8 protein-coding genes and 1 tRNA gene are annotated in these 12,860 nt (G+C 51.5%); 6 read left to right on the forward strand and 3 right to left on the reverse strand.

The genetic code is table 11. The features are described from left to right. Nucleotides 1-89: 89 nt before the first annotated feature. Entirely contained in the window at nt 90-1,175 is a 1,086-nt protein-coding gene (locus GK091_RS25625; protein WP_164043580.1) for a glycoside hydrolase family 43 protein, read from the forward strand. A gap of 267 nt (nt 1,176-1,442) precedes the next feature. Here the strand turns inward: GK091_RS25625 and GK091_RS25630 are convergent, their stop codons facing one another. From GK091_RS25630 to GK091_RS25640, 3 genes are all read right to left on the reverse strand, one after another. Next, nucleotides 1,443-2,159, reverse strand: coding sequence for a CPBP family intramembrane glutamic endopeptidase (locus GK091_RS25630; RefSeq protein ID WP_246202409.1), 717 nt, complete (start codon nt 2,157-2,159; stop codon nt 1,443-1,445). A gap of 59 nt (nt 2,160-2,218) precedes the next feature. After that, on the reverse strand, nt 2,219-2,590 hold the full coding sequence (locus GK091_RS29715; RefSeq protein WP_317166355.1) for a LytTR family DNA-binding domain-containing protein: 372 nt from the start codon (nt 2,588-2,590) through the stop codon (nt 2,219-2,221). An 874-nt stretch (nt 2,591-3,464) separates the two neighbouring features. Further along, nucleotides 3,465-3,540 (reverse strand) — tRNA-Lys (locus tag GK091_RS25640). Nucleotides 3,541-5,938: 2,398 nt separating this feature from the next. Here GK091_RS25640 and GK091_RS25645 point away from each other — a divergent pair. From GK091_RS25645 to GK091_RS25665, 5 genes are all read left to right on the forward strand, one after another. Then, nucleotides 5,939-6,148 (forward strand): hypothetical protein, encoded by a 210-nt coding sequence (locus tag GK091_RS25645; protein WP_164043581.1) that lies wholly within the window; start codon nt 5,939-5,941, stop codon nt 6,146-6,148. 171 nt (nt 6,149-6,319) lie between these two features. After that, complete coding sequence (locus tag GK091_RS25650) at nt 6,320-10,462, forward strand: hybrid sensor histidine kinase/response regulator transcription factor (protein WP_164043582.1); 4,143 nt, start codon at nt 6,320-6,322, stop codon at nt 10,460-10,462. A 172-nt stretch (nt 10,463-10,634) separates the two neighbouring features. Then, the gene (locus GK091_RS25655; protein ID WP_164043583.1) at nt 10,635-11,027 is read left to right on the forward strand and encodes a hypothetical protein; all 393 of its coding nucleotides are present in this window, start codon (nt 10,635-10,637) and stop codon (nt 11,025-11,027) included. Nucleotides 11,028-11,072: 45 nt separating this feature from the next. Next, complete coding sequence (locus GK091_RS25660; protein WP_164043584.1) at nt 11,073-11,225, forward strand: hypothetical protein; 153 nt, start codon at nt 11,073-11,075, stop codon at nt 11,223-11,225. Between the two features lie 51 nt (nt 11,226-11,276). Beyond that, nucleotides 11,277-12,860 (forward strand): choice-of-anchor Q domain-containing protein (locus tag GK091_RS25665; RefSeq protein WP_212593008.1); only part of this gene is annotated, 1,584 nt, incomplete at its 3' end.

A 12,860-nucleotide genomic window follows, 5' to 3' on the forward strand; every position in this document is an offset into this window, starting at 1 on the left:
TGACAAGCTGTGCCCCAGCCGTCCATCAGGTGCCTTACAGGAGAAATCAGGTATCAACCGCTTTGCAGTACTGAACGAATTACGCAACCATGAAACTTTCCGTGTTTGGTAGTCTCTGGATAATCTGCCTGGGAGCCGCTTTAGTACCAAGCAAACAGGAGCCATCTCCCCAAAAGCTTACCCTCAACAAACCCCTTATCCTGGAGAAGGATAAACCCGTCTACATGCTGACTTATTTCCGGCAACGGTATCCGACCCGGATTGAAATTGATGCTAAAGGAAACACTGTTGAGGTACCGCTGCCTAACCCGATGTTAATTAATAAGCTGCACATTGCCTTGTCCACCGATGGCAGGCATTGGACACCCTTAAACGACAACAAACCGGTATGGGACCAACATGTTCGGGATCCTTTTGTGCGCAAAGGACCCGACGGGATTTGGCGACTCTTGTCAACGGGTGGAGGCACGGGCAACAACCGGCAGGAAGTCGGGCCCAGCTGCCTTTACATTACCTCCAGAGACTTAATTCATTGGCAGCTTGAAGGGCCTTTGTCGCTCATGAAGGATGTGCGCAATGACTCAGGCACCTTGGCCCGAAATATCTGGGCACCCGAATGGTACTATGACCAAAAAACCGGTGAGTATTTGCTGGTCTGGTCTTCCTCTTTTGAGGATGCGGGCTGGAAACAAAGTCGACTTTGGTCCTGTCGAACCCGGGATTGGAAAACCTTCACTCCGGCCAGGGTATTTTTTCATCCACCCTATTCGGTGATCGATGGTACCTTGCTACAGGCCAAAGGAACCTATTATTTGTTTCATAAGGAAGAGGAGTTTGGGGTCAAAACAGGGGAACGAAGGGCTATCCGGGTAGCTACGTCAAAAAGCCTTGGAGGTCCTTATAATCTTGTACAAGGCTCATTAAATAAGGGCCAAATTGTTCCTGTCATTACGGAAGGACCGACGGTCATCAAGGACCCTCTCAAACCCGGTTGGCTCTTGTTATATGATTATTGTATGACGGACCGTTTTGGGGCTTCTTACTCGGCTGATTTACGTCACTGGACCGTGGAAAAAGACGTAGCTTTCCCTGCTGAAGCCCGGCATGGTTGTATTTCGCTCTTAACGGCCCAAGAAGCACAAACTTTACACGCAACATTTGGCAACACACACTGAGTGGATTACTAGCTGTAAAGCCTACGATTGGTTGAGGTTCATGTTGTATTCTCTTTCACCAAAACTGGTGTATAATTGGAGGTATCGACGTTTCAATAGACATAGATTATCTGAGTAACCAACAGAGTTGATCGTCTTATAAATAGCTCCTGCCCGACACGAATCTAGATTTGCTTATCTATAAATTCGGGCGTTTTTCTGTACCATTCGAGAGCTTACAACAGACCGATAAAGACGGCCAAGTGGATTGTTAGTCTAGCTATACTTTCAGGGTACACGGGTCATAGCCTCTTTCTTGTTTTTAAATTCATGGAACTTCAGGAAGCCAATGGTTATCGCTAAAAAAATAAGCAATGTGGGCAAGCTTGGCGGGTTTACATTGACAAGGGCGTGTGCCAGGGCTACAATCAGCCACGATTTTGTTTTTCGGTAAAACTCGGCTAGCCCTGCACTCCCTGCCACTATCATGCCTATGAACCGTAACGGATTGGCCAGCGTCAGTCGATTAGGAAATGAGTAGTGCCAGACAAACCAAAGCACGGCACTTAGTAGAACAATCGTTAAAAACGAATACTTACTCAGTTCGTTGCCTAAGAAAACGCGCCACCCCAATTCTTCCAGAAGAGCATAGAAAAGCGCATACAGGGTCCAGAAAATGATCAGACAATAATTAGTCTTGCCGGCTAGGATATTGGCAAGGAGTGTACCAACAAGAAATAGTCCAAGTCCAATAAACTCCATTTGTCTAACCCAACCCGTTTTACTAAAGAGTCGCAGTCGCAAGGGTGTTTTAGACCAATAGCTGACTAGTATGGCCGATAAGAAAGGTCCGAATCCAACCGTAAAAATCCATTTAATTCCAGGTGAAGCCAGAAGATTGGGCAGTAAATGAAAGCCATAGGAAATCCCAAAGGCCAAAACAAAGTAGCGGGTGAGTTTTAGGGCGACTGCCTTATCGAAGATGAATTGAGTGGTTCCCATCATGGATCGTTTTTATCTTGCCTACGTTTTTCCTGTTGTCTCTTAGCCTTATGATCGTAGGGCTAATTATCCGTTAGCCGGGTTTTTCGTGACCATTGGTTAGGACAAACATGGCTGGTGTTTTCAGCCAACGCAAGGGGGTGGGACACTCGGCAAAGGGAACGGGACAAACAGGCTGTTTGTGGGCTATTGGGGACAATTAGGGATGAATAGGAAAGCGGCTGAGTGCCTTCAGGCGGGCATCGAACGCGCTCAGGAGGCTGCGCGAAACCGGTATCGTCTCCTTCACCCCCCTCGAGCGGAAGCTGATAGCCACGGGCGTTGCCATCGGCATGAACCACCGTCGACAAATTCACCACAAACGCCCGGTGGCAGCGGAAAAACTGCGGGTGTTGACCAAGTGCGGATTCTATGCCTTTCAGCGTCGAACGCAGTACCGTCGTCTAGCCAATGCACCTGTATGTAGTTGTCCACCGACTCGACGTAGCATAGCTGATTGGGCAACAGACTCAGCCGCTCCCGCCCGTTCTCCGACGTTAACTGCACGATCGGTTGTGGCAACATAGTACCAGGCAACGGGTTGGGCTGGTCATCTGGAGAAGTTGGATGTCGGTCGAGTTGCTGATTGAGCACCTGCGCCTGCGCCAGATGGCGTTTCCGGCGCCGTTGTTCGGCAACAAACACCCCCAGCATAATTGGGAATAAGCCAATACTGGTCACGATCGGGTACATTTTACCGAACCAGGGGCGAGCCATGCCTAAACCTTCCAGCATCGACTCATTGCTGCTAGTGATAAGTAGCAAGACCACCAGCGTGTGCAGACCATGCCGCCCTACAGTCCAGCTGTCTTCGTCGTATACAATTGGGAGCAGCCGGGGTAGCACGATATTAGCCAACGACACCGTCGCCACGCACCCCAGCGACAGCCAAACTACAGCGACCAGTCTCTCCCCTCCCCGATAAGCCCCGTTAAGCAGCCCCGCCAGCAAAAACACGTATAGCCCCGACTGCAAGGCTAGCCGAAACTGCGTTCGGGCATCGAAATTTTCGGCTAGTGGTTGGTTCAGCAACGAGCGGAGTGAGGGGAGCATAGGGGCAAAAAATAGGGCTAAAAACCCGTATCCCTGTGTAGAATTGGTTCCAACCAACCAAAGAGGCAGGGCCGCTAGCGGTTGTTGTAACAGACTATACAGGTAAGAAGTATCAACAAGCTATCGTCTCCTAAAACGCTGGTTTGATTTAGGCCGAGAATAAATACAACAGGCCAACTCTAACACATCATGTTAAAGCTGGCCTGTTGTATTCATTGGTGATCCCGGACAGGTTCGAACTGTCGACCCATTGATTAAGAGTCAATTGCTCTACCAACTGAGCTACGGAGTCATGTTAGTCTTGGTCTATAATCATTTATACCGGGAATGGGTGCCTTTCTTAGCATGATTAATGCCCTAAATAATGATGTTTGATATATAATGAAATGTAACAGTCTCTTGAAACGCTCCAACTTGAGACGGTGAGGCTATTTGTCGCTAAACAAGATAGTGTTCCCGGGCGGGGGTATTTACTTGGTTGACCGGGATGAGGTCATCTATCGACGCCAAGGGGATTTGATTAATATGGAGGCTTACCGCTACAAACGGAAAATTTCGTAGCGAGGAGTTGGTTGGCGCGGAGTGGCGAGCCAACTCGGTGACGCCCAACATGGATTGTTAGGGACGAACTTGATGCGCGGCGAGCTTAACGGCGGCCAAGAAGTAGGCACCCCACAACCGTCGTTTAACGTCTGTAAAATCAAAAAGCCGAAAATCTCTTCTTGAGCCATCGGTACACCCACAGAAACGGGGTGTACCGACGTACGCTTAAAACAGGCATATTGAGTACTCCACTCCGTCATAATTCATGACAACCTAGTATGGGGTGTATCTGACTGCTCATCGGTACACCGACAGGTACACCTAATATTACCTGTAACGGTTGTAACGATCCATTTGGCCTCATGAGCCTCCTCGACGAGGTACACCTAGCCCGGTAAACCCCTTCAACTCGCTGGAATCGCGGTACACCCGGTACACCTGTCGTTTAGGGGTAGTGGCTAAAAAAGAACAGTAGGTGAACCGTTACAAGCTTGTGTAACGATGAATCTGGTGTGCTAGGTACACCCGGTACACGGTGTGTACCTGATGGTAATACGAACCAAACAACAACGCAGCTACTGGCTAAGCCTACAGCACAAACAGCGAATGGGCATGTGAGCACCTGAAAGCCTACTACCGACCCAATACAGCACAGGAAGTAGAGCGAATACACGCATTGCCACTCAGGGACAAGTGGCCAACTACGACCTCGATATGACCGCGTACTATTAATCAGTAATACGCCGTAACACCCGGCCTTACCCGCAGCAATTGGCGGGTCGAATGGGCCACTGCTCCCCTTGAACAGGTAATACCGAGGTCGGTATTACCGCTTTTGCCGCGAATTAGAGTGGTTTACCACCAGTACAGGATCAACTTGGTACTACCTCTTGCGGATACGACTAAACGATGTCGTACCAGACACGATGTCGATGCGGGTATTACTTTTTACGCCCGGGTAATACCTCGAGTAATACTCAGGATTACCTGGTATTACCGAAATCTGTTTAGCTATCAAATTAGCCTGAAACTAGTCTTAAAGGCGGTATTACCGAATCTAGATTACCGCCTTTACAGCCAACTGAGCCGGTTTACCGGTACTACCGAGCTGGCGAGGTATTACCGCCAAAAGCGACCGGTAGGCAACACCGACTCAGACCCTGTGCGAGGAAAAGTGTTACCTGAGGTATTACCGGTATTATTGGTGGTATTACCTCGGGTATTACCACGGTAATACCCAAACCGTTTGTAAACATCCATTTGGCCTACTAGTCGGGGTTGTAGAAGTACACCTGTCTCAGTAAACCAGCTCAATTGGCTGGAAAAGCGGTAAACCAGCTACACCGCCCGGCTCCGATATACCCCATAAAAAAGGTCATAAGCGAATCGTTACAAGGTGGTGTAACGAAGAACGTAGTATACCGGGTGTAGCCCAACAACAGCAGAAGTACACCCACGAGGTAAACCGAGGGCATACCGGTACTCGAACAGCACACGGATCGAGGAAGCAACTTGGTGTAGCCGATCAGTCAACGAGTCGAGCCCTTATTGGTTCTCACCAAGTGATCGCAGGACAGGAATGATGGGATCAACTTGGCATTGGTAAGCGGTATATAACGAATTGAGTTAGCCAAAAATTTAACCAATCGTCCAATTAAAGCAGGATATGTTGCTCAACCCGGGCTTTATCAGTTACGCAGCTGCCAAAGAAGCGGTTTAACGAGCAATTGAGAACTACAATCAATTACGGCCGCACCGAAGTTGTGGCTACTATACGCCCGAGCAGGCCCATCGCATGCAGGGTGAAACGGTCAAGAAATGGAGGGTAACGAAACGCCGACAAGCAGCAAAAGTGCAATCGGCGGAGTCAATATCTGCCGCATAAAAATGAATGTAAATCTGTCAAGTAAAATCAGTGTAACACAATCTGACAACCTATTTCAGTGTAAGACAGGTCGCGGTCAGTGACGTTTGTGCCCAGTACGGGGGCGGAATGGAAACCCGGTGAGCTTCTCCGTGGTCAACGAACTGGCGGCTACTCTGAATCCGGTCACCTACTCGCTCACTTCTACACCAACGACGTCGTGATTAGTTTGCGAGCGAGTCCGGATGGTAGTAGTGCCGAGGTAAGCTATGCTTAAAACTTAGTGGCAGCCTGCGATTCGGGCAGCCGGTTGAGTGCTGAGATGGCCGAATCGCTGCGAGTATCGGTGTTGGGCAACCCGGTGGCAGGCAAAACGTTAGCGATTAACATACGGGAAGTTGCCAGTGGTTTTCTGCGGCTGGAAACGCTCGGCGAGCGGGACTACCCTATCGATGAGTTGGGTGTGTGGCAGCTGCATTGCCCGCTGCTGTAGGCTCTCAGGTAAACCCGTATTTCTGGCAGGCTACTTGCTGGGGGCTTAATTGGGCAGAGTAATGCGGCTGGTTACCAATCGGAACGAGCCTGCTTTTATCGGAACGAGCCTGCTTTTATGTACTATGCCAGTTATATTTACGTACTATACCAATTCTATTATTCGCACAAAATGCGTCTTCTTTGTTTATTAATACTGCTTCCCGTTACTCTATTTGCGCAAGTTAAAGGCTGGCAGGAACTGACCATCTCCGATGGGTTGTCGCAGGGCATGATCTTCAGTATCAAACAGGACCAAAAGGGGTTTATCTGGGTAGCTACCAAAGATGGGCTGAACCGCTACGATGGCTATAATTTTACCGTTTTTACCCACGACCCCTATAATAAGTATAGTTTGTCGACCAGTGCGTGTTCGGCCCTGCTGGTGGATAGTCGGGACCGGTTATGGATAGGAACGCTCAATAAGGGTCTGAATCTCTACGATGATCGAACGCACCGGTTTTATCATATCGACATGAGCGACCCGGCTTTGCCCGATGCCGGTAATTATGAGATTATTCTCTTGACCGAAGATCCCGAAGGCAATATCTGGGTGGGCACCAGCCAGAATAAACTCGTTAAAATTACGCTGTCCGGGGCCCTTAAAACCGGTTTTCCTGACAAGGCAAATGCCACACCCCACGTCCAGTTTAGCCGATTCTCGTTTCCGCTCCCCGGGGTAGCCAGCAGCAGCTCCCCGAGCCATATCTTATTTCGTGCCAATGGGCAGGCGGTGGTTAGTGCGGCCAGAGAACTATACACGTTGAACTGGCAGCATCCGCAGCCGACCCGCTATTCGCAGATCAGGCGGTTTGGCTCGTTAGCCACCTTGTTCAAGGCAACCCCAGACGGACAACAACCTGATTACTGGTTTGGATTCAGTGCTGATACGCTCGTTGGCTGGCAGCAGACCAACCGAAAAAGAATTAAGCTACCACCTGCCAAAAACGCCAATCTGTATTTGGATGCCCTTGATCCTCAAACGGTAGCCGTGGCGACGCCCGATTTTTTGTGGCTGATGTCGCCTGCGCAACTCTACGCGCAGGATCAACTGTCAGAACGTAATGCATTTGCCGTCATGCCGCCGAATCTGTATGGCATTACTAAACTGCTCGTTGACAAGACCGGTAATATATGGGTGGGTACGGCGGGCTATGGTCTGCGTAAATTCAGTCCGCGTATCAAACAGTTTCAGACATTCTTGCCCAATACGTCCCTCTCGTACGTAATGCGGGATCGACGGGGACAGATTTATGTGCGGAATCAGTTCGACTATGGCCGGTTAGATCGGTCCGCCAATCGCCGGCTGCCTCTTGGCGGCAACACGAACTTGCCCGCGCATGGTCTGCAATCCTACCTGATGCAGGATCGACAGGGTTTTTTCTGGATGTCTGTCGCTTATGCGGATGCGCAGCGGTACGAACTGGTCAAATTTTCGGAAAACTGGCAACGGCTCAACACCTATTTGCTGCCGCCGGGCACTGCGTTCGGGATTTACGGCAACCAAACCCGGGAAGATAAGGCCGGTCACCTCTGGATTGGGGCCACGAATGGTAATCTCCTGCGGTTCGACCCGGCTAGCGAAACGTTTCGGGTATTTTCCTACCAGTCCTTGCTGCCTAAGCGGGGTGCTGATATTGAAACCTTCTCCCTGTATTTCGATCGGGCCGGGACGGGCTGGATCGGTACCCAGAATGGTCTTATTCGGGCCGATCATCCGCAGACAACCCCCGTGTTCTCGATCTATAAAAATGATGTTGACAATCGCGAAAGCCTGAGCAATGATTTTGTGTCGAGTTGCATCGACGACCCCTATCAACCGGATAAGTACCTTTGGGTAAGTACCAAAGGGGGCGGGCTAGAGCAACTCGATAAACAGACGCGGTCCGGCCGGTTTACGCATTTTACCGAAGCCCGGGGACTGCCCAACAAAGTCGTTTATGGTATCCTGACCGATGAGTTCAAGAACTTCTGGTTGAGTACTAACCGGGGTCTGGCTCAGTTCAACCCAAAGACATTGACTTTTCGTAATTATACAAAAGCTGATGGGTTGCAGGATGACGAATTCAACACGGGCTCGTTCGTTAAAACAGCCTCCGGCGAACTGCTCTTCGGGGGGGTGAACGGGCTGACGGCGTTTCAGCCTAAGGACGTGGTGGCTACCGTCGGACCCGTTGCCCCGGTCCATATCATCGGACTGAAAATCAACAACGAACCGGTTACTGTGGGGCCCCCCGATGGTATTTTGCCGGAAAGCATCGAACAGACCCGACAACTCGATTTGTCGCACACGCAAAATCTGTTGACACTCGAATTTGCGGTCATGGATTATGCTAACTCGGCCAAAAATCAGTACCGCTACCGGCTCGGCGGCATCGACGAACGCTGGGTAGAGGCCGGTACGAACCGATTTGCCAATTACGCCCAACTGCCCGATGGTACGTATACGTTTGAGGTGGAAGGCTCTATTGATGGCGAGAGCTGGAGCAAACCCGTCGCGTTGACCATTCGGATTCATCCGCCATTTTACCGCACCTGGTGGGCCTATCTGGTATATGCCCTTGGGTTGGGCTTCGTTGTCTGGCAGCTTTACCGGTTTCAGACGCAACGACTGCTGCTGGAGCAACAAATCGACTTCGAGCAGCAGGAAGCAACCCGGTTAGCCGAGTTAGACGCGCTGAAAACCCAGTTTTTTACCAATATTTCCCACGAGTTTCGTACTCCGTTGACCCTCATTCTGGGGCCTATCGAACAAGCCGTTAACGATTACGCCCAGGATGCCCGCTTTCCGCTAATCCAGCGTAATGCCAACCGGCTGCTTAGTCTCATCAACCAGCTCCTGGATTTAAGTAAGTTAGAAGCCAACCAGCTTCGGCCCGAACCCGAACCGGGCGACATGGCCGCCTTTTTCCGGACCCTGACCAGTTCGTTCAGTTCGCTGGCCGACAACCGGGCCATCCGGTTCATCGTCACGCAGAATCAACTGGCCTACTGGGCTCGTTTCGACGGCGATCAGGTCGAGAAAATCACCACGAACCTGCTTTCCAACGCCTTTAAGTTTACCACCGACGGCAACGAAGTGCGCCTGAACGTTGCGTATGAGGCCGGTGGGGTAACCCTGCAGGTGACGGATACGGGGATTGGTATTGACACGGCCAATCTGCCCAGGATTTTCGACCGCTTTTATCAGGTAGATAGCCATTCGAACCGGAACTACGAAGGCACGGGTATTGGGCTGGCCCTGGTCAACGAACTGGTGAAAGTCCTGCAGGGTACGATTTCGGTCGATAGCACCGAAGGCATAGGTACGACGTTTACCGTCTATCTGCCGCTGACGATGGTAGACGAACCGATTGCGGCTGAGTCGATCCCACCTTTAGCCCGGCTGCCCCGGGAGGTGCCGCTACCGGAGCCGTCCGTTTCCGCGGGTTTCCCTGACCCTGACCCGAGAGTCACCAACGGGCAGTCGGCAACGGTCTCCGACAATATCCTGCTCATCATCGACGACAATGCCGATATCCGCACCTTTGTCCGCAGTATTTTTGAGCAGGAATACCAGATTGTCGAAGCAGTCGACGGGCAGGATGGACTAGGAAAAGCCACCGCTAGTCTGCCCGATATCATCATCTGTGATCTGATGATGCCCCGGCTCGATGGCTTTGGTTTCTGCAAGGCACTGAAAAACCAGCCCGCTACCAGCCATATTCCGGTGGTGATGCTGACGGCCAAAGCCACCGTCGAAGATCGCATCGGAGGCTTTGAACTGGGGGCGGACGATTACCTGACTAAGCCCTTCAACCGGGCCGAGATTGTAGCCCGGGTGCGGAACTTAGTGCAGCAGCGGCAACGGCTCTATCAGTGGTTCAGCGCGAATGAACAGGCACCAAAGGCAAACGAACCCGTCGGGCAGGAATTCGTATCGGTGTTGCTGACGGTAGAAAAACAGTTTGTTGAGCAGCTGACCGATGTGGTGCATCGGCACATCGACGAACCGGCCTTCGGGGTGGAGGTATTGGCCGAAGCGGTGAACCTGAGTCGCTCGCAACTGCACCGAAAACTCAAAGTGGTGCTTAATACATCGCCGGTCAACTTCATCCGGAAAGTCAGGCTGGCCAGGGCGGCTGAACTTCTGGCGGGGGGGGAAGAGAACGTCTCTCAGGTGGCCTATGCCGTCGGAATCGACAACCTGTCCTATTTTTCCAAGGTATTTCAGGAGCAGTATGGCGTGTTACCTTCTCATTATAAAAGGGCCGAAAAATCAGTCAATAATTCCTAAAATAAGATAAAGAGTTACCAAATTAACCAAAAAAGCCCAGGAAACCGGGCTTTTTTGGTGTCAGTGCGACCTGAGTGGTAAAGAATGCGACATAAGTGGTAAGGAATAAAGGAGCATGGGTGCTACTTGCCGGGGTGATTTCCGGTCGTACTATTTCTCTCCAACTGCTTCTATGCATACATCACTACGTTTCTTTTCAAAAGGGTTCGTGCGGGAAGTTTATCGGTCCGGCCTCTTCCTGATAGTCCTGCTTTACACCAGCCTGCTGGCCCAGGCCCAAGCAATTCGCTACGTGAAGCCGGTGGCCAGCGGTAGTGGCAGTGGTAACTCGTGGGCCAGTGCCTCGGGCGATCTGCAAGCTATGATCGATGCCAGCAGTGCCGGACAGCAGGTGTGGGTTGCGGCCGGGGTGTACAAGCCCACTAGTACCACGACTCGCAATACCAGCTTTGCCATGAAGAACGGGATGGCCATCTACGGGGGCATTGCGGGCAGCGAGATGGTCCTGACTCAGCGCCCAGCCATCAATCCCGTCAGCGGGCAGCCTTCCAGCAGCACCCTCTAGGGTGAGATTGGCAGCACCAGCACCACCAGCGACAACAGTTACCATGTGGTCAGTAACAACGGGGGTGGCATTAATAACACCGCCGTGCTGAATGGCTTTGTCATCACGGGGGGCAATGCCAATGGGAGCAATAATGCTCGCATTGGTGGTGGTACGTCATCGGGTGCAGAGAGCAGTAAGGACATTGGGCTAGAATAGCTTTAATGGAAAGTCATCATTTCTCTCTTATAAATACTTACATACATTGTTATGAAACCAACTCTCTACTTTCTTTTCTTCCTGCTCCTTGTAAGGGCAGGCCCACTAGCTCAAGCGCAGACGGCCATCACCGTCACCAGCACCGCCAACAGCGGCTCCAATACCCTGCGCGCGGCCATCACCACGGCCAATGCCGGTTCAGGTTCGTACCTCATTACGCTACCTGCCAACCAGACCATTAGTCTGACTTCAGCCCTGCCTGAGCTGGCCTTTAGTGGTACCATTACCAGCGGCAGCACGCTTTGCCCCGCTACGGGCGTGGGCGGAACCGCCATTGTCCGCACAGGTGCGTCGAACTTCCGGTTATTAACGTTTGCCGGTAGTGCCAATCGGTTAACCTTGTCAAATCTACAATTACGAAATGGTCGTGACCCGGATGAGATAGGCGGGGCAATTAATAGTAACGTAGCGTCAAATACGCTTATTATCTCAAGCTGCCTAATCAAAAACAACGCAGCCGGTTTGGGTGGCGGAATAGCACTGTTTGAAGGTACTGCAATAATCAATCAAACGTTCTTCGACAATAATACTGGCAATATTGGTTCAACTATGTCCATGTATCAGGGCGCAACGGCTCGCCTTACTACTTGTACTATTCGCAATGATAATATTGGTGATGTAGGGATAGATATTTATGAATCTTCTGTTTTGCTGATTAATAATACAATTACCGGAGGTGCTGCCGCTGGTAATGGTAGTAGCGGTATTCGTCTCAGATGTATCTCCGGGCCTGGTTCCTTATCCGTTATTCATTCGACCTTTACTATGCCTACCGTACGGTGGGGTATAGAAGCCGAGAAAAGTACAAATGCAACATCTCTGTACCTGCAAAACAATGTATTTGGTCCGACAGGCGCCACTTTCTTTGTTTTTGGGGGCACGTCCGGAACACTAAACAGTGTTTCGGGTGGTGGCAATGTGTTTACTGGTAATGCCACAGCCGCCAATATTAGCGGGGCGGGTTTTACGCCGATTTCGTCTGATAAAAATAACGTTGGCACGGCGGGTTTGGGTCTAAGCTCACTTACTACCGGCGACTGCCTGCCAACCATTCCTTTACTACCGGGTAGTGTGGCTATCAATGCGGGTGTCAGCACGACGGTCGCCACCGATGCCCGGGGTGTTGCCCGCGTGGGTGCCCCCGATGCCGGAGCCTTCGAGTCACGGGGTTTTACGCTGGCCCTCACCAGCGGCAACAATCAGTCAACCACAGTCGGTACGGCTTTTACCAATCCGTTGCGGGTAACCGTCAGCAGTAGCAACAGCGAGCCGGTCAACGATGGGGTAGTGACCTACACCGGGCCGGGTTCGGGAGCCAGCATTAATTCAGCATCGTTTACGGCCAGCATTGCCAGTGGCATAGCCGGGGCCAGTGTCACGGCCAATGCTACAACGGGCGGCCCCTATACCATAGCAGCCACAGCCAACGGGGCATCGCCCACGGTCAATTTCAGCCTGACTAACGTCCCCGCGGCACCCACCATTGGGGGCTTCAGCACGCTGGACAACACCGTCTGTGTGGGCAACCCCATCACCTTCACCGCCACGGTGGGCAACGTCACGGGCAGCTATGCT

The sequence above is a fragment of the Spirosoma agri genome, from assembly GCF_010747415.1.
GTDB lineage: Bacteria > Bacteroidota > Bacteroidia > Cytophagales > Spirosomataceae > Spirosoma > Spirosoma agri.